Source organism: Gammaproteobacteria bacterium, from assembly GCA_033720895.1.
Lineage (GTDB): Bacteria > Pseudomonadota > Gammaproteobacteria > Natronospirales > JAJUFS01 > JAWWBS01.
Genome location: JAWWBS010000006.1, coordinates 1 through 16,112, shown reverse-complemented (window position 1 = coordinate 16,112; position 16,112 = coordinate 1). Strand labels below are relative to the sequence as shown.

General features: G+C 62.1%; 20 protein-coding genes. 13 read left to right on the top strand and 7 right to left on the bottom strand.

Features of this window, described 5'->3' with window-relative positions; genetic code table 11:
- Positions 1-67 precede the first annotated feature (67 nt).
- From R3217_02020 to R3217_02010, 3 genes are all read left to right on the top strand, one after another.
- The gene (locus R3217_02020; protein MDX1454211.1) at positions 68-655 is read left to right on the top strand and encodes a hypothetical protein; all 588 of its coding nucleotides are present in this window, start codon (positions 68-70) and stop codon (positions 653-655) included.
- Between the two features lie 53 nt (positions 656-708).
- Entirely contained in the window at positions 709-1,017 is a 309-nt protein-coding gene (locus R3217_02015; GenBank protein MDX1454210.1) for a hypothetical protein, read from the top strand.
- A 79-nt stretch (positions 1,018-1,096) separates the two neighbouring features.
- A complete protein-coding gene (locus R3217_02010; protein MDX1454209.1) occupies positions 1,097-3,403 on the top strand; it encodes a TonB-dependent receptor in 2,307 nt (768 codons plus the stop codon).
- A 61-nt stretch (positions 3,404-3,464) separates the two neighbouring features.
- Here R3217_02010 and R3217_02005 read toward each other — a convergent pair whose 3' ends face one another.
- Positions 3,465-4,127 carry a class I SAM-dependent methyltransferase gene (locus R3217_02005; protein ID MDX1454208.1) on the bottom strand — a complete coding sequence of 221 codons (663 nt, stop codon included), beginning with the start codon at positions 4,125-4,127 and terminating at the stop codon, positions 3,465-3,467.
- Positions 4,128-4,158: 31 nt separating this feature from the next.
- Between R3217_02005 and R3217_02000 the strand changes: the two genes are divergently transcribed.
- From R3217_02000 to R3217_01990, 3 genes are read left to right on the top strand one after another with little or no spacing between them, the layout of a single operon-like run.
- Complete coding sequence (locus R3217_02000) at positions 4,159-4,923, top strand: metallophosphoesterase (GenBank protein MDX1454207.1); 765 nt, start codon at positions 4,159-4,161, stop codon at positions 4,921-4,923.
- Positions 4,916-5,500, top strand: coding sequence for a class II aldolase/adducin family protein (locus tag R3217_01995; protein ID MDX1454206.1), 585 nt, complete (start codon positions 4,916-4,918; stop codon positions 5,498-5,500). Before R3217_02000 ends, R3217_01995 begins: the two co-directional genes overlap by 8 nt.
- Positions 5,497-6,372 carry a TraB/GumN family protein gene (locus R3217_01990; protein ID MDX1454205.1) on the top strand — a complete coding sequence of 292 codons (876 nt, stop codon included), beginning with the start codon at positions 5,497-5,499 and terminating at the stop codon, positions 6,370-6,372. Before R3217_01995 ends, R3217_01990 begins: the two co-directional genes overlap by 4 nt.
- A 24-nt stretch (positions 6,373-6,396) precedes the next feature.
- On the opposite strand, the gene R3217_01985 is transcribed toward R3217_01990, so the two are convergent.
- On the bottom strand, positions 6,397-6,561 hold the full coding sequence (locus tag R3217_01985) for a rubredoxin (protein ID MDX1454204.1): 165 nt from the start codon (positions 6,559-6,561) through the stop codon (positions 6,397-6,399).
- 141 nt (positions 6,562-6,702) lie between these two features.
- On the opposite strand from R3217_01985, the gene R3217_01980 reads away from it, so the two are divergent.
- Positions 6,703-7,503 (top strand): hydroxymethylpyrimidine/phosphomethylpyrimidine kinase, encoded by an 801-nt coding sequence (locus R3217_01980; GenBank protein ID MDX1454203.1) that lies wholly within the window; start codon positions 6,703-6,705, stop codon positions 7,501-7,503.
- A 6-nt stretch (positions 7,504-7,509) separates the two neighbouring features.
- Positions 7,510-8,148 carry a thiamine phosphate synthase gene (gene thiE, locus R3217_01975; protein ID MDX1454202.1) on the top strand — a complete coding sequence of 213 codons (639 nt, stop codon included), beginning with the start codon at positions 7,510-7,512 and terminating at the stop codon, positions 8,146-8,148.
- An 8-nt stretch (positions 8,149-8,156) separates the two neighbouring features.
- On the opposite strand, the gene R3217_01970 is transcribed toward thiE, so the two are convergent.
- Together R3217_01970 and R3217_01965 are read right to left on the bottom strand one after the other, a co-directional pair.
- Positions 8,157-9,515, bottom strand: coding sequence for a DUF418 domain-containing protein (locus R3217_01970; GenBank protein MDX1454201.1), 1,359 nt, complete (start codon positions 9,513-9,515; stop codon positions 8,157-8,159).
- Between the two features lie 41 nt (positions 9,516-9,556).
- Entirely contained in the window at positions 9,557-10,966 is a 1,410-nt protein-coding gene (locus tag R3217_01965) for a DUF418 domain-containing protein (GenBank protein MDX1454200.1), read from the bottom strand.
- Positions 10,967-11,183: 217 nt separating this feature from the next.
- Between R3217_01965 and hemL the strand changes: the two genes are divergently transcribed.
- The 5 genes from hemL (at position 11,184) to R3217_01940 (ending at position 14,540) form a co-directional block, all read left to right on the top strand.
- Positions 11,184-12,455, top strand: coding sequence for a glutamate-1-semialdehyde 2,1-aminomutase (gene hemL / locus R3217_01960; protein ID MDX1454199.1), 1,272 nt, complete (start codon positions 11,184-11,186; stop codon positions 12,453-12,455).
- A complete protein-coding gene (locus R3217_01955; GenBank protein MDX1454198.1) occupies positions 12,452-12,898 on the top strand; it encodes a group II truncated hemoglobin in 447 nt (148 codons plus the stop codon). Before hemL ends, R3217_01955 begins: the two co-directional genes overlap by 4 nt.
- Positions 12,899-12,945: 47 nt before the next feature.
- A complete protein-coding gene (locus R3217_01950; protein MDX1454197.1) occupies positions 12,946-13,407 on the top strand; it encodes a cyclic nucleotide-binding domain-containing protein in 462 nt (153 codons plus the stop codon).
- Positions 13,408-13,474: 67 nt separating this feature from the next.
- The gene (locus R3217_01945; protein MDX1454196.1) at positions 13,475-13,915 is read left to right on the top strand and encodes a cyclic nucleotide-binding domain-containing protein; all 441 of its coding nucleotides are present in this window, start codon (positions 13,475-13,477) and stop codon (positions 13,913-13,915) included.
- Positions 13,916-14,030: 115 nt separating this feature from the next.
- Entirely contained in the window at positions 14,031-14,540 is a 510-nt protein-coding gene (locus tag R3217_01940; GenBank protein MDX1454195.1) for a DedA family protein, read from the top strand.
- A gap of 9 nt (positions 14,541-14,549) precedes the next feature.
- On the opposite strand, the gene R3217_01935 is transcribed toward R3217_01940, so the two are convergent.
- The 3 genes from R3217_01935 to R3217_01925 all read right to left on the bottom strand — a co-directional run.
- Positions 14,550-15,170 carry an LON peptidase substrate-binding domain-containing protein gene (locus R3217_01935; GenBank protein ID MDX1454194.1) on the bottom strand — a complete coding sequence of 207 codons (621 nt, stop codon included), beginning with the start codon at positions 15,168-15,170 and terminating at the stop codon, positions 14,550-14,552.
- Positions 15,160-15,783, bottom strand: a complete 624-nt coding sequence (locus R3217_01930; GenBank protein ID MDX1454193.1) for a flavin prenyltransferase UbiX — start codon at positions 15,781-15,783, stop codon at positions 15,160-15,162. The genes R3217_01935 and R3217_01930 overlap by 11 nt, the downstream gene beginning before the upstream one ends.
- Positions 15,780-16,112, bottom strand: a 333-nt coding sequence (locus tag R3217_01925) for a UDP-N-acetylmuramate:L-alanyl-gamma-D-glutamyl-meso-diaminopimelate ligase (GenBank protein MDX1454192.1), incomplete at its 5' end; no start/stop codon positions are given. The genes R3217_01925 and R3217_01930, both read right to left, overlap by 4 nt.

Genomic DNA, 16,112 nt, shown 5'->3' with positions numbered 1-16,112 from the left:
GGAAACGAAGACGGGAGCCGCGAGGCTCCCGTTTTTCGTCCTGCGGCCGCCACGGTAAGATGACGCCATGCTGCACTTGCTGATAATCGCCATCGTCCTGCTTCCCCCTGCCTTCTTCCTGGAAGAAGCGGGCGAGCGCTTCGTGGAGCGACACCCCGAACAGCGACCACTATGGAACTACCTGTACCAGCCGGGACTGCGGGCGCTGTTCGTCGTCGCCCTGGTCTTTGGCAGCTACCCGGCCGTGTTCGGCCTGGCCGATGCGCCCCCGCTGGGCGAGACACTCGGCCAGGTAGAGAACGGTTTCGACAAGGCGTTCCACCTGGTGCTGCTGCTCGGCTTCCTGCTGCCTGCCATCCCGGTCATCGGTCGCATACCGGGCCTGACCATCCCCCTGCAGGCCTGGGGCCTGCTTGCCCTGCTGGCCGAGTGGACCGCACTCGCGATGGGCGTCGACAGTCCCTCGTTGTGGCCCGGCGTCGGCACCGCGACCTCCATGCTGGTCCTGGCCCTGCTTGGCCATTTCGGCCCACGGCTGATGCCAGCCCGGGTGCGGCAACGCCCGGGGCTGGCGGCATTTTCGGCGCTCGCACTGCAAATCCCGGCCATCTACGCCTATGGACTTGCGTTGGGACGGCATTTTGTCGGAACCTAGGCAGCCCACCGCGGTCTGACAGATTCCGGTCAACGTCTCGATCAGTCGAAGCCATGCGCAAAGAACTGCCAAATTCCAGCTCAGTCACCAGGCCAGCCTCGCCGCTGCGCCTGCTGCTTGCTGGCGTGCTGCTGGTCATGCAGCTGGGCTTTGCGGCGCATGCCTTTGCGGATGCCGATCACTCCAGCATCGAAGACTGCCGCGTTTGCCAGCAGGCAGAGCGCCAGGACCATGCCATTCCGCCCGCCTGCTACACGCTGACACCTTCGGTGCCGGGCAGCATCCCGGAAGTCCGGAGCTCACAGGCTGTCCTGCACAGCAAGCCGCGCGAGATTCGCAACAAAGCTCCACCTGCTGCCTGATCCTTGTGGTCATTACCGCAATGCACTTGCGGTCCCAGGCAAGACTCGCGGCTGCCCAGCCGCACAGTGGAGAAAACAGATGTTTCTATGGAATACCGGCGCCGTCGCGAAAGGCGGCCGCCCAGCAAGCAAGAATCCCTTCCTGATTGCCACGCTGGCCCTGCTGCCGCTGGCGTCTCACGCCGGCGATCTCGAGGGTCGCGTTGTCACATCCGACGGCCAGGCTGTCAGCAATGCCAGCGTGACGCTGGAAGGGCTGGAGCAAAGCACGCGGACCGACAACCGAGGTCACTTTCACCTCGAGGACATCCCGGCCGGTCGCTACCTGGTCAGGATCCGCAGTGAAAACAGCCAGACATCCGAGTATGCAGTGGTGCGCGAATCCGGCGTCACCGATATCGACATACTCTTCGATGCCGTGCTGGACGACATCATCGTTCGTTCCTCGCCCTTTGCCGGCATTGGCAAGCTTGACCTGGCGCAGCCTGTCGAGCTGATTTCCGGCGACGACCTGAATGCGCTCAAGGAAGCCAGCATCGGCGAAACGCTGTCGAACCAGCTGGGCGTCAGTTCAACCTACGGCGGCCCGGCGGCGGGCCGGCCGGTCATCCGCGGCCTGTCCGGCAACCGCGTCCGGGTGCAGCAGGATGGCATCGGGTCGATGGACGTTTCCGCCCTGTCGCCCGATCATGCGGTGTCGATCGAGCCCTTGCTGATCGATGCGGTCGAGATCGTCAAGGGACCGGCAACCCTGCTGTATGGCAACGGCGCCTTTGGCGGCGTGGTCAACCTGGAGGACAGCCGCATCCCGGACGAGCAGGCGCTGAGCGCCTACGAGGGCAGCTTCGAGCTGCGCACGGACACGGCCGCCAGTGAACAGACGGCGGTACTGCGTATCGATGGCGGTGCCGGCAAGCTGGCGTGGCATGCCGATGCCTTCACGCGCACGACCGATGACGTGGAAATCCCCGCCGCCTCCGAAAGCCTTGCGCTTCGTACCCTCGAAGCCCTGGAAGAAGGCACGGCCATCGAATCCGGAGAAGGCGATCACCTCGAAAACAGCGACATCGATGCCGAGGGCGGTGCCTTCGGGCTTTCCTGGGTCGACGGCGAGGATCACTTCGGTGCCTCGATAAGCACCTATCGCAGCAACTACGGGGTCCCCGGTCATGCCCACGAGGAAGAGCCGCTGGCTGCCGCGGGTGAGGCGGAAGAAGAAGAAGGCGTGCGTATCGACCTCGAACAGACGCGCATGGATGTGAAAGGACGCTTCCTGGAGCCATGGCGCGGTATCGAAAGCCTGAAGCTGCGCGTTGGCCGCAATGACTACACCCACAGGGAAATCGAAGACGGTGCCGTGGGCACGGTGTTCGAGAACGATGCCGTGGATGCCCGCCTGGAGCTGGTTCACCTGCCCATCAATGGATGGCGCGGCGCCTACGGCCTGCAGCTTACCCAGCGTGATTTCGCTGCCACTGGTGCCGAGGCCTACGTGCCGCCGACCGAGGCCGACACCCTGGGCATTTTCCTGGTGGAAGAGAAGGAAATCGGCCCCGGTCGGTTCGAGATCGGTGCCCGCCTCGAAACCCAGGACCAGAAACCACAGACCGGCCCCGAACAGGATGACACGGCAAGAAGCCTGTCCGCCGGTTATGTCTGGCGCACCGCCGAACAATGGAATCTCGGCATCAACCTGACGCAGGCGGAACGCATCCCGGACATCGAAGAGCGGTATTCCAATGGTCCTCACCTGGCCACCTTGCAGTATGAAATCGGCAATCCCGATCTCGGCAAGGAGACCGCCAACAATATCGACCTGACCCTCCGCAAGCACCAGGGTCGCGTGACCTGGACGCTGAACCTGTTCCGCAACTCGGTGGATGACTTCATCTACCTGGCGCGCACCGGCACCGAGCTGGATGGCCTGCCAGTGGCTGTCTACACCCAGGCCGATGCCACGCTGGAAGGCTTCGAAACCGAGCTGGAAACCAGCCTCTGGGAAAAAGCCGGCAGCGAGCTGTCGCTGCGGGTCTTTGCGGATGAAACGACCGGACAGCTGGATGCCGGCGGCATGCTGCCGCGCATTCCACCACGTCGCTTTGGCGCCGGACTGGATTTCAAGTCAACGGCATGGGCCGCCGGCCTGAAGGCGACGCAGCATGACGAGCAGGACGACACGGCCATGCTCGAGCTGCCCACCGAGGCCTACCTGATGGTGGACGCCAGCGTCTCCTATCGCCTGCTTGGCCGACACCTGGACTGGGAAGTATTCCTGCGCGCCAGCAACCTGCTGGATGAGGAAGCGCGCCGACATGCGTCCTTCCTCAAGGATCTCGCGCCTTTGCCAGGGCGGAACTTCACCCTCGGTTTGCGCGGCGCATTCTGAAGCAGCGTCGCCTTGCATGAAAAAGCCCGCCTGACGGCGGGCTTTTTCATTGCGTTCGACCTCAGCGCTTCCTGGCCAGGGTCAGGCCATCACCGATCGGCACCAGGCTGAGATCGATTCGCTGGTCATCCGCGAGGCTCGCATTGAACTGGCGAATTTCCTCGGTGTTGCTCTCATCGTTGGCCGGATCGGCCACCCGCCCGTACCAGAGCGTGTTGTCGACGGCGACCAGGCCACCAGGCCGCAGCAATTGCAGAGCCAGTTCGTAGTATTCCGGATAGCCCTTCTTGTCGGCATCGATGAACACGAAATCGAAGGACCCGGACTCACCGGCATCGACCAGCTCCTGCAAGGTTCGATCCGCAGGACCGAGACGCAGCTCGATGCGGTCCGCCAGCCCGGCTCGCTGCCAGTAGCTCTCCGCCGTGCGGGTGAACTCGCGACTGGTGTCACAGCAGATCAGTTCGCCGTCAACGCCCAGCGCCCGGGCGATGCAGATGCTCGAATAGCCTGTGAAGGTACCGACCTCGATGGCCCGCCTTGCACCAATGAGCTGCAGCAGCAACTGCATGAACTGGCCCTGCTCGGGCGCAATCTGCATGTTGGACTGCGGCATCGCCATGGTCTCCTGCCGCAATGCCACGAGCACCTCGTCTTCGCGCAAGGACACCTTCAACAGGTAGTCGTACACGGAGTCCGTTACACTCAGGGTCCTGTTGCTCATGCTGGATACCTCGACTCGCGAAGGGCTGACAATGACACGCTTGCTGCAATTTACCGACATGCACCTGCTGAACGATCCAGCCGCCGAATGGCGCGGTGCTGTTCCGCAACGCAGCTTCGAGGCCACACTCTACCATGCACGCCGTAATCACTGGCCAGCCGATGCTGTACTGCTGACCGGTGACCTGGCCAACGACGAATTCGACCAAAGCTACGCGCGCCTGGCACACATGGCGCGTCGCTGGGACTGCCCCGTGATCGCCCTGCCCGGCAACCACGACGATCCGGTCCAAGCGGGCGCCGCGTTCAGTGAACCGCCACTGTACTGGTGTGGCCAGCATGATCTTGGCAACTGGCGCATCGTGGCACTGGACTCGCGCATTGCTGGCCAGGCTGGTGGCAGCTTGCCGAACGAAGAACGCGAGCGGCTGCGCCAGGCTGCGGCGGGCCGCGGACATCGCCACCTGGCCGTTACCCTGCATCACCCACCGGTCGTAATGGGAAGTCGCTGGCTCGACAGCGTCGGCATGGACGATGGCGCCGAGGTGCTGGCGCTGCTGGAGGACCTGGAGGCCAGCCTGTGCCTGTTCGGTCATGTGCACCAGGCCTGGGACAGCCAGCAGGGCAAGCTCAGGATTCTTGGCACGCCCTCCACCGGCACGCAGTTCCTGCCCCGCTCGGATGAATTCGCACTCGACACCCGCCCGCCCGCCTATCGCTGGCTGGAGCTGCATGACGATGGCACTATCGATACCGATATCTGCTGGCTGCCGGACGAGGAAACCACCCATGCTTGAACCTGCCGACCCCAGGGACGCACTGGTGTTCTACTACCGGCTGGCACGCCAGCACGGCCTGAACGACAGTCACAGCGGCAACGCCTCGGTTCGCGACGGTGACACCGTCTGGGTCACGCCAACGGGCTGCTGTGCCGACACGCTGGAGGCGAATGACCTCATTGCCTGTGGAATGGATGGCAGCGTCGGTGAAAGTGCTTCGCTGGATGGGCCCATGCACGTCAAGGTCTACCAGAAGAATCCAGAGGCGACCGCCGTCCTGCACACCCACAATCCCCACACGGTGGCACTGACCATGAACGGCAAGGCCTTCAAACCGATCGACTTCGAAGGCCAGTACTATTTTCCGGAAGTGCCTGTCATCAACGCAGGCTACGCGGAATATGTCGAGAAATCGGCCGACCTGATCTCCGACGCGCTGGCCAGCAACAAGGCCGTCGTCTATCGAGGGCATGGTGTCTACGTGCAGGGCAAGACGCTCGACCTGGCGTACAAGTGGGCCTGCTCGCTGGAGTTGTCAGCCCGGACCGCCTGGCTTGCCTTGCAGGCCGGTACGGCAAAGGAAGCCGGCCAATGAACCTGCGCCTGATCATCGCGCTCGCCACCCTGTTGCTGGCAGGCAGCGCGCTGCCTGCTGTCGCGGATACGCCACCGGCGTTCGAATTCCGCGATGCCGACAGTCGCATCATCCTGCTTGGCAGCATCCACATCCTGCCAGGCAGCGACAGGCAACTGCCGCCGATCATCGAGGAACTGGTCGACACCGCCGACCGCATTGTTTTCGAACTGCCGGCCAACGAACTAGATCCCCAGAGCGTGGCACGCATTGTCATGGCGCTGGGCACCATTCCCGGCAGCGGAACCCTGCCCGACCTGATCGGCAGCGAGGACTACCAGCGGCTGATGGAACTGACCTCGGCGGCCGACCTGCCACTGGCGCAACTGCAACGCTACGAGCCCTGGCTGTTGCTGATCCAGTACCAGGCGCTGCACCTGCAACGGCTTGGCTTCACGCCGGACAGCGGGGTCGAGGCGCAGGTCAAGGCCATGGCTCGCGCAAGGGAACTGCCGATGGCAGGCCTCGAGACGGCAAGACAGCAAATGAAATTCTTCGATGACCTGCCGCTGGATACCCAGGTTGCCATGCTGCTGCAATACCTCGAGAACATCGACAGCTCCGCGAGCGAAATGGCCGAACTGGTGGAAGCGTGGCGACAGGGTGACCTGGACAGACTGGACCAGCTGGTCGCGCAAAGCTTCAAGGAGCAGCCGGAATTGAACGAGATATTCCTGGCCAGGCGCAATCGTGACTGGACTCGCCAGCTCCAGGAACTGCTGGAAATACCGGGAACGTCGCTGGTGGTCGTGGGGGCCGCACACCTGGCCGGGCCGGACAGCCTGCCCGTATTGCTGCGGGCCGACGGGCTGGCGGTGAATCGCCTCGACTGAGACCGCTTCGCCAACCCCGGGATATCAGATCTCGATGAGTTCGAAATCTTCCTTGCCGGCACCGCAATCCGGGCACTGCCAGTTCAATGGCACGTCTTCCCACTTCGTACCCGGCTCGATGCCGGTCTCGGGATGGCCCTTTTCCTCTTCGTAGATAAAGCCGCAGATAACGCACATGTAGGCTTTCATTACCACAACCTTGTCGACTGGTTTCCATGGGGTTCAGGCTGGATGCCTGCCAGAGCCGGGCATTCTCCGTGGCCGGCAGCACGAGGTCAAATCGCCATCCTGGTTGAACAGTTCACAAGGCTTTGCAGTACCATGGCAGGCATGGACAAGAAGAAGATTCCCAGCGTGCTGGTCATCGCCGGCAACGACCCCAGCGGTGGCGCCGGCCTGGCCGCCGACATCCAGGCCATCTCGGCAACCGGCGCCCATCCCGCGCCCGTGGTCACGTCGCTGACGGTGCAGGACACCATCAATGCGTACGAAATCGAGCCCGTGGAGCCGTTCTTCGTTCGCTTCCAGGCCGAGACCGTGCTCAAGGACCTGAACATCAAGGCCATCAAGCTGGGCCTGCTGGCGACCGCCGAGATCGGCATGGAAGTTGCCCGGCTGCTGGCCAAGATCCCGGAGATACCCGTGGTTGCCGACCCCGTGCTGGTGGCGGCAGGCGGCGCACGCCTGGCAGAAGAACGCTTGCTGGAGGTCTACCTGCACGAGATCCTGCCTCGCGCCACGGTGCTCACGCCCAACGCAGAAGAGATTCGCGCCCTGGCGCCCGGCGAAAACAGTCAGAGCGCCCGCGCCACGCGGCTGCTTTCCACCGGCTGCCAGTACGTATTGTGCAAGGGCGGCGACGAGGACACTCCTGAAGTCGAGAACACGCTTTACAAACGCGACGGCCAGCATCGCAGCTGGCGCTGGGAGCGCGTCCCCGGCAGCCATCATGGCTCGGGTTGTACCCTGGCTTCCGCCATTGCCAGCTTCCTCGCTCAGGGCGAATCCATGGAGCGCGCGGTCAAACACGCTCAGCAGTTCACCCAGGAAGCCATTGCCCGTGGCTTCAAACCCGGTCGTGGCCAGGATGTGCCCTGGCGCAGCTGGCCCTTGCGCGCGCAGCAGGACTGAGACGAGTTGGGCACGCACCACCTGCAAGGCCTTTACGCCATTACCGACGAGTCCAGCCGGTCTCGTTTCGACCTCGAAGCGGGTGTGGAAGCCGCCATCCGGGGTGGCGCGCGCCTGGTCCAGTACCGGGACAAGACGTCCGACCGCCGCTTGAAACTCCATGAAGCGAACGCCTTGCGCCGGGTCTGCCATGACGAAGGCGCACTGTTCATTGTGAACGATGATGTCGACCTGGCCCTGGCCAGCGGCGCGGATGGCGTGCACCTCGGTGCCAACGACACGGCACTGGACAAGGCCCGTCGACACCTCGGCAAGGATGCGATCATCGGCGTGTCCTGCTACGGCGACCTCGACCGGGCTCGCAGCGCCGCCGCTGCAGGTGCGGACTACCTGGCCTTCGGCGCCCTGTTCATGTCACAAACCAAGCCGGACGCGCCGACCATCGAACTCGATATTTTTGCGCAGACAGCCGAGCTCGGGCTGCCCTGTTGCGGGATTGGCGGCATCACAACGGAAAACGCCCCGGCCGTGATGGCAGCCGGGGCGCAGATGATTGCCGTGGTCAAAGGCCTGTTCGATGTCGACAGCGTGACGGCAGTCGAAAACAATGCGCGTCAGTATGCCAGGGCCATCTCCCGGGCCTGACTGGCTGCTCAGGCGATCGTGACCGGATCCCTGTTTGCCAGTTTCATCGGCTGGCGTTTCATGTAGGTCAGCGTGCGCCACAGCCATTCCACCGGCCCGAAGGCATAGCGATTCATCCACCAGATGCTGAGCGGAATCTGCAAGGACCAGAACACGATGGCGTAGATGAACGCCGTCACCGGACCGATCTGGCCGAAGAACCCGAGTCCGTAGCCATAGAACACGAAGGTACTGATGAAGGACTGCAACAGGTAGTTGGTCAGCGCCATGCGTCCCATCGGTGCCAGCTTGCCCAGCCACTTGGACGCACCCGTCTGCATTAACAGGGTTATCGCTGCGACGAACATCAGGGACATGAACAGGCCAGCGAACATGTTCAGCTGGTTGGCCTTCAGCATTTCAGGTCCAGGCTTCATGAGATTCGTCTCGAAGTACAGGCCGGTGTACTGCCAGGACAGCGGCATGCCGACAGCAACGCCCAGTACCAGCAAGGTAACGAACAAACCCTTGAACTCGCTTGCCCTGCCGATGAGATTCAGGCGGCCGAATACAGCTCCTATCAGGAACATGCACAACACGAACCAGCCGGCCAGCGGAAGTCCGGAGAGCATCAAGGCAAAATCCTGGGAACGCTGCTTGGTGGCCTCGAGCCAGCTGCCCTCGCCGTATGCGTAGCGTGCCTGCTCCTGCGCTTCGGGACTGGTGTACTGCTGCTGTTGCTCGATCTGCTTGATGAATTCCTGCTGCTGCGGCGTCAGTTCGGCACCCGCTTCCTGCAGCGCCTGCGCCTCCTGTACGGAACCCACCCAGAAACTGAACATCTGCAAGGGCAGAGCGAAGAACAGGGCTGCAAACAGCAACACGATCCAGAACGGGATCCTGCGCCGCGTGCCATCCTTGCGCTTGAACGGCAGTTCCAGCAGTCGCTTGAACATGAACAGCAGCAACATCACGAAGCCCATGATGGCGTACATGGTCAGGATGTCGCCCGCCCAGATCAGCGTGCCATGCAAGACACCAATCACCAGCAGGATGAAGATACGCAGTGCATAGGTCCGCTTGAACGGTCCGCCCCTCGCCTCGGCGCGGGTCAGCTGCACGGCAAAGCCCAGGCCGAACAGGAACGAAAACAGCGGATAGAACTTGCCCTGCGCAAAGAAGCCGATGAACCACTCGACGCCATATCCCAGCGGTGAGAGCGCGTCCGCGTCGACGTTGAACGCTTCCATGATGGGCTTGTAGAAAAAGTGCATGTTCACCAGCAGGATGCCAAGCAGCGCAAAGCCGCGCAGCACGTCGATGGTCTGGATGCGTTCGGAAGCCGAAACGGGCGCAAGGCCCGTTTGCTGGTCAGTTGACGATGTCATGAAAATTCCCCGTTTTCATTTTCGTTATTGGATGATGGCCATCAGGCCGTAACAGCGGCCTTTCGAATCGGCTGCCACTTCAGGTAGGTACCCGAGCGCCACAGCCATTCCAGCGGTCCGAAGCGGTAGCGTTCCAGCCACCAGATCGAGAACCATGTCTGGAAGGCAAAGATCGTGATCATGTACACCAGTTCAAGTCCGTTGTTGAAGTGTTCCATCATGCCAAGGCCCCAGCCATAGAAGAAGAACGTGCCGATGATCGACTGCATGATGTAGTTGGTCAGCGCCATGCGACCCACCGGTGCAAACCACTTCAGCCAGCGCTGGGCCGATCCCAGCATGCCGAGCGTGATTGCCGCCACGAAGAACAGGGCAAAGGCCAGGCCCGAAGCGGTTTTCAGAAAGAAGCCGGCGAAACGAAGAATGCTGAATCCGGTCTCATGCTCGCTGAGGATGTTCACGTATAGGAACAGCGAGGTGAGCGGCAAGCCGGCGATCAGGCTGATCCACAGCAGTTTCTTGAATCCACCCTTCAACTCGGCGGCCCGACCGATGAAATTGTTGCGCCCGAAGTAGGCGCCAAGAATGAAGATGCCGGCAATGACCAGCCAGAACGGTCCTGAAATTGCACGGTTCGCGAAACGACCGGCACGGAATTCGACGGTATCGAGGTAACTGCCGTCAGTGTAAACCGCACGTGTTTCGGCGCGCTGCTCGGCCTGCTCGGCCCGGCCCGCCTCCGATTCACGGTGAACGATGCGGTCATAGCGCTCCTGCTCTTCCTCGCTCAATTCTTCGCCCGCCACGGCGCGCGCCTTGAGATCCTCCACGGCGGCTATCTGGCCCTGGAAGGCGAAGTAACCGCCACCAAAGAGGCCGAAGATCAGCAGGAAGGACACCACCAGCGCTGTCCAGCGGGGCAGCTTGTCGCGCTTCTTGCTGAAGCGCCGAACCAGGCGGTCGAGGCCTCGCTTGCAACCAAAGAAGAAGAGCAGGAACAGGCCGCCAACGGCATAGGTGTTGAGGATGTCGCCGTCCCAGATAAGGATCATGTGCGTGACGCCAATGAACCACAGCAGCAGGATTCGCCAGAAGAAGCGGCCGGCAAAGCGGACGCCCTTCTTCTCTGCCCGGTCGAGTTGCACGGCAAAGCCGAGCCCGAAGAGGAAAGCGAACAGGGTGTAGAACTTGCCCTGGGTAAACAGGATCTTGAAGGCCTCGAAGCCGTAATCGCCGGCACTCAGCGTGCTCCAGGCAATATCGAACCAGGCATCCGGATGGACCATGGCATGTACGTTGACGAACATGATGCCGAACAGCGCGAAGCCGCGCAGCACGTCCAGCGTCAGGATGCGCTCGGCGGCCGTAATCGGCCCGGCAGCTTCCTTCGGCGTTTCGCTGGAAGTCTGGATTTCGTTCAGCTGCCCCGCTGAATCGACGGTGGTATTCATGCCCTTTCCCCCCGCGCCCCGCGGCGCGCAATCGTTTATCTGACCTGCCCCGCTGCGGGGGCTCCGGCTATTGTGACCACCCACGGGTGGTTTAGTTCAGTATAACACCGGAAATTCTTGTACAAGGCGGCATCCCGCCTGTCCACGGGTCCGAATTGGCTGAAAATTTCAGGTAGCATACGCATCCCGGTCACCTTGAAGGACAGCAGGAGGTTCCATGTCCCAGTCATTTGACGAAGCCAGGCGCTACATCCCCGGCGGGGTGAATTCCCCGGTCCGCGCGTTCAAGAGCGTTGGCGGCGATCCGGTGTTCTTCGACCGTGCAGAGGGTCCGCATGCCTGGGATACCGAGGGCAAGCGCTACATCGATTACGTCGGCAGCTGGGGCCCGATGGTGGCCGGCCACAACCATCCCGATGTGCGCAAGGCCGTGATCAAGGCGGCCGAAAAGGGCTTGTCGTTCGGCGCGCCCACGCCGGCAGAAACAGTAATGGCGAGAAAGGTCTGCGAGCTGGTGCCGTCCATCGACCTCGTGCGGATGTGCAACTCCGGCACCGAGGCGACCATGTCGGCCATTCGCCTGGCGCGCGGTTTCACCGGCCGCGACAAGATCGTGAAATTCGAAGGCAACTACCACGGTCATTCCGATGCCCTGCTGGTCAAGGCCGGTTCGGGCGCCCTGACCTTCGGCGTGCCGACCTCGCCGGGCGTGCCAAAAGGTGCGGCCGAACACACCATCACCCTTGATTACAACGACGCCGAAGGCGTGCGCACCTTCTTTTCGGAGCATGGCAAGGACGTGGCCTGCATCATCGTCGAGCCGGTCGCAGGCAACATGAACTGCGTGCCACCGGTGCCGGGCTTCCTGGAAACGCTGCGAGCGGTCTGCGACGAGCACGGCAGCGTGCTGATTTTCGATGAAGTGATGACCGGGTTCCGTGTTGCCGCCGGTGGCGTGCAAGCCTTTTACGGCGTCACCCCCGACATGACCACTCTGGGCAAGATCATCGGTGGCGGCATGCCGGTCGGTGCCTTCGGTGGCAAGCGGGAGATCATGGAGCACCTGTCGCCGCTCGGTCCGGTCTACCAGGCCGGCACGCTGTCGGGCAATCCCGTGGCCATGGCGGCCGGCATCGCGATGATGGACATCGTCAGTGCGGACGGCTTCCACCAGCAACTGGCCGAGCGCACGGACAAGCTCGTGGCAGGCCTCAAGGATGCAGCCGCCGAGGCGGGCATTCCGATGCACTTCAACCACGTGCCCGGCATGTTCGGCTTCTTCTTCACCGAGCAGGAGAGCATCACGACCTTTGCGAACGTGATGGCCTGTGATGTCGAGCGGTTCAAGAAGTTCTTCCACGGCATGCTCGATGCCGGTGTCTATCTCGCTCCCTCCGCATTCGAAGCGGGCTTCGTTTCGACGGCCCACACCGATGCCGATATCGAGGCAACCGTTGCCGCTGCCCGCGAGGTTCTCAAGGCGCTGTGAACGAGAAAGTACCGGGGCAGCAACAGGATACGCCCTACGCCCGAATCGGTGGGGAGGCAGGTACCCGCGAGCTGGTCGACCGCTTCTATGACGCCATGGACCGCCTGGACAAGGCGGCGACCATCAGGGCCATGCATCCTGAGGACCTGGCCGAATCCCGTGACAAGCTGTACCTCTTCCTGTCTGGCTGGCTCGGCGGTCCGGCTCTTTACAATCAAATTCACGGTCATCCCCGATTACGTTACCGCCACCTTCCCTTTTCCATAGGCGAACGGGAGGCGGCGGAGTGGCTGCTTTGCATGGCCACGGCGCTCGAGGAAATGCAATTGGACGATTTCCTGCGCGAACGCCTGATGCAGAGCTTTGCCATGACAGCCCACCACATGCGCAATCGCGCGGAACACGGCCACGAGCAAGGCCAGGGCGACGGCAACGAGGCCTGATACCGCCCCTCCTTTCATACGCCTCATGCCAGGGAGTGCCGGGCAACATGAAAGGACAATTTCGATTCCTCACGGCTGAAGACACGCGCCTGTTGTATCGCAAGGCCCAGCTGGCACGGCTCAGCAGCGGACAGCTGCTGATCCGCGAAGGCGCTGTACCCGCCGGGATCTTCGTTCTGCAACACGGTTCGGTCGACATCTGCAGATGCCACGGCGGGCAGGACATCATCGTGTCCACGCTCCGGGCAGGCGCACTGGTCGGCGAGAACGCCCTGTTGAAGGCCGGGCCGGCAACCGCCTCGGTGCGAGCCCGCGAAGCGACCGACTGCCTGGTGTTCACCGAGGGTCGCCTGCTGCCACTGTTTGCCTCCAACCCGTGGCTGGCGGGACGGTTCTATCAATCCATTGCCTACATCATCAGCCAGCGGCTGCGCCGTCTGAATCTCGAGGCGGGCGGCGACCCGTTCACCCGTCGATTCGGCAGGATTCCCGACTGGGAATTGATATGACGCAGTCATTTTGCGAGGCAAACACTTGATTCAACTGCTATATTTCTGCAAGTAAAGGGGGGAAGTTATGGAAAATCCGTTCAAGTTCCTGCGCGATGCCGAATGGCAGACACTGCTTGGCCAGGCCGAGAAGAAGACCTTCCACGAAGACGATGTCATCCTGGAAGAAGGCCACAAGTCTCGCGGCATCGTAATCATTGCCAAGGGCAAGGCGAAGGTCTGCCGCGACCATCTTGGCTTCAAGATCCAGCTTTCCGAAGCCGGTCCGGGTGAGATTTTCGGTGAAATGTCATTCATCGAGTCGGATGCGGCGAATGCCAGCGTGATTGCCGAGACCGACGTGCAGGTCGTCTACATCACCCATGAACAGGTGCAGGCGATCATTCGCGAGAACCCGGGGTTTTTCGGCCGTTTCTTCCAGTCGCTGGCATTCCTGCTCAGCCAGCGCCTGCGAGAAACCACGGGCCAGGTCACGAAAGAAAAAGGCGACGAGTGGAACAACGATTGACCGGGCTGTAAGCTGACACTCCAGACAAACCCGGAAACGGCGCTGGGCATCACGACCAGCGCCGTTTTCAATGGCGCCTTCACCTCAAGCGCGATCTAGCAGGATGGCAGCAGGCATGTTCGAATCCTTCATCGAGTGGCTGACAGGCAATCCCGAATACCTCGGTATCGGCATTGCTTTCACCGCCTGTGTCGAATCCTTCTTCGTGGTCGGGATCATCGTTCCCGGCGTTGCCATCCTGTTTGCGGCAGCAGCAGCCGGCGCAGCGGCTGACATCTCTGCCTGGCCGTTGATGGCCTGGGCCGCCGCCGGCGCCATTTGCGGCGACACCATTTCCTATTTCCTGGGGCGTTTCTTCGGCATGGAAGCCAGGCACCTTGGCTGGATGCAGAAGCACCAGGAGAAATGGGACAAGGCGCATGATTTTTTCGTTCGCTACGGCATGTTCGCCATCGTCGCAGGCCGTTTCATCGGGCTGATTCGCCCTGTCATGCCGACGGTCGCGGGAGCGGCCGGCATGCCAAGGCGCGTCTTCATCGCAACCGACCTGCTATCGGCCCTGGCCTGGGCACCGCTGTACATCCTGCCGGGGTATTACGGCGCCGAATGGTTCCTGGCCGTTTGAAATCGACTCTCAATGACTGGCGCCGGAACCGGACTCTCCCGTGGGCTCGATCATCTGCAGGGAACCCAGCAGCGGCTTGAGGATATCCAGGCGTCGGGCCGGGTCTTCCATTTCCAGGAAGTACTGCTTCTGGCTCAGCGACAAGGGCAGGATTTCACTCAACCGGTAACCCAGCCAGCTGGCATCGTCATCGCGACGCGGAATGCTGCCGTAATATTCCGGCAATTGCACAAGCAGTTCCTGCAGCAAGCCACGCAGGTCCTCGTGTTCGCTGGCGACGGCACAGCCCGGTTCGTCTGCCAGCCTCTCTATCGTGCCGACATTCAAGCCATCGCCCTGCTTGCGACTGGACAGGATGCGAACCCGCTGTCCGCCAGTGGCAAATATGCCCAGCAAGCCATCCGGCAAGGACTCGAAATCCCGGATATGTGCAATCGTGCCGGTGTCGTGAAAACCGCGGGTGTCGACATCATCACCTGAGGTGATCGCAGCAACCACGAAGCCGCTGCCTTCTTTCATGCAGCGCGACACCATGTCGACGTAACGGGTTTCGAAAATCCGCAGCGGCAACGGCCCCTCGGGAAAGAGAACCGTACCCAGCGGGAAAACGGGCAGCTCTTCAGTGCTCATCCGCACCCCAGCGCGGCCCGAGGGCATGGTCGATCTCCAGCTGGTCAAGGACCCTCGCTGCAACGAAATCAATGATGTCACCGACCGATTGCGGGTGACCGTAGAAGCCGGGTGAAGGTGGCAGGATGATGGCGCCCGCCTGTGACAGGCGCAGCATGTTCTCGAGGTGGATACTTGAAAAAGGGGCTTCGCGCGGTACCAGCACCAGTCGCCGACGTTCCTTGAGAATCACGTCGGCAGCACGCTCGATCAACGAGCGACTGGCACCGACCGCAACGGCCGACAGCGTGGCCATGCTGCAAGGGCAGATCGCCATGGCGTCCGGCGGGTTGGAACCGCTGGCACAGGACGCGGTCCATTCCTCGGGACCATGAACCTGCAAGAGTGCCGCATCGACATCGAAAGTGTCGGCGACGAACGTCCGCATATCGGCCGTTCTCGCCGGCAGCCTGATGTCGGTCTCGGTCCCGAAGACCACCTGGGCGGGCTTGGAGACCATCAACTGCACGGCATGGCCGGAGGTCAACAGGACCTCCAGCACTCTCCAGCCATATTGCACGCCGGACGCACCGGTGATTGCCAGTGCGATCCGTCGCTTGCCGGTATTGCTCATGACTTTGCCTCCAGTGCCGACAGCAGCTTGTCGTGAATACCACCAAAACCGCCGTTGCTCATCAATACGATGGTATCGCCGGCAACCGCCTCGCTGGCAAGCAGGGTTACCAGCGCATCGATACCGCTGGTCACTGCTGCCCGATCCCCCAGTTCCACCGCGACATCCTGCAAGGACCATTCAACGCCCTCGGGCTGTGACAACAGGATCCGATCGGCCTCGCGCAGAGAGCCACCCAATGTATCGCGGTGCACACCCATCTTCATGGTATTGGAGCGTGGCTCCAGTACCGCAAACAGGCGTCCGTCGGGATGCTTGCGCCGGGCCCC

Excerpts from the sequence above, each read along its gene's own strand:
- R3217_01965 (MDX1454200.1), bottom strand. The coding sequence starts at position 10,966 with ATGAATACCACCGTCGATTCAGCGGGGCAGCTGAACGAAATCCAGACT.
- R3217_01930 (MDX1454193.1), bottom strand. The coding sequence starts at position 15,783 with ATGAGCAATACCGGCAAGCGACGGATCGCACTGGCAATCACCGGTGCG.
- R3217_01970 (MDX1454201.1), bottom strand. The coding sequence starts at position 9,515 with ATGACATCGTCAACTGACCAGCAAACGGGCCTTGCGCCCGTTTCGGCT.
- R3217_01995 (MDX1454206.1), top strand. The coding sequence starts at position 4,916 with ATGCTTGAACCTGCCGACCCCAGGGACGCACTGGTGTTCTACTACCGG.
- hemL (MDX1454199.1), top strand. The coding sequence starts at position 11,184 with ATGTCCCAGTCATTTGACGAAGCCAGGCGCTACATCCCCGGCGGGGTG.
- R3217_01985 (MDX1454204.1), bottom strand. The coding sequence starts at position 6,561 with ATGAAAGCCTACATGTGCGTTATCTGCGGCTTTATCTACGAAGAGGAA.
- R3217_02020 (MDX1454211.1), top strand. The coding sequence starts at position 68 with ATGCTGCACTTGCTGATAATCGCCATCGTCCTGCTTCCCCCTGCCTTC.
- R3217_02005 (MDX1454208.1), bottom strand. The coding sequence starts at position 4,127 with ATGAGCAACAGGACCCTGAGTGTAACGGACTCCGTGTACGACTACCTG.
- R3217_02010 (MDX1454209.1), top strand. The coding sequence starts at position 1,097 with ATGTTTCTATGGAATACCGGCGCCGTCGCGAAAGGCGGCCGCCCAGCA.
- R3217_01950 (MDX1454197.1), top strand. The coding sequence starts at position 12,946 with ATGAAAGGACAATTTCGATTCCTCACGGCTGAAGACACGCGCCTGTTG.
- R3217_02015 (MDX1454210.1), top strand. The coding sequence starts at position 709 with ATGCGCAAAGAACTGCCAAATTCCAGCTCAGTCACCAGGCCAGCCTCG.
- R3217_01945 (MDX1454196.1), top strand. The coding sequence starts at position 13,475 with ATGGAAAATCCGTTCAAGTTCCTGCGCGATGCCGAATGGCAGACACTG.
- R3217_01935 (MDX1454194.1), bottom strand. The coding sequence starts at position 15,170 with ATGAGCACTGAAGAGCTGCCCGTTTTCCCGCTGGGTACGGTTCTCTTT.
- R3217_02000 (MDX1454207.1), top strand. The coding sequence starts at position 4,159 with ATGACACGCTTGCTGCAATTTACCGACATGCACCTGCTGAACGATCCA.
- R3217_01980 (MDX1454203.1), top strand. The coding sequence starts at position 6,703 with ATGGACAAGAAGAAGATTCCCAGCGTGCTGGTCATCGCCGGCAACGAC.
- R3217_01990 (MDX1454205.1), top strand. The coding sequence starts at position 5,497 with ATGAACCTGCGCCTGATCATCGCGCTCGCCACCCTGTTGCTGGCAGGC.
- R3217_01940 (MDX1454195.1), top strand. The coding sequence starts at position 14,031 with ATGTTCGAATCCTTCATCGAGTGGCTGACAGGCAATCCCGAATACCTC.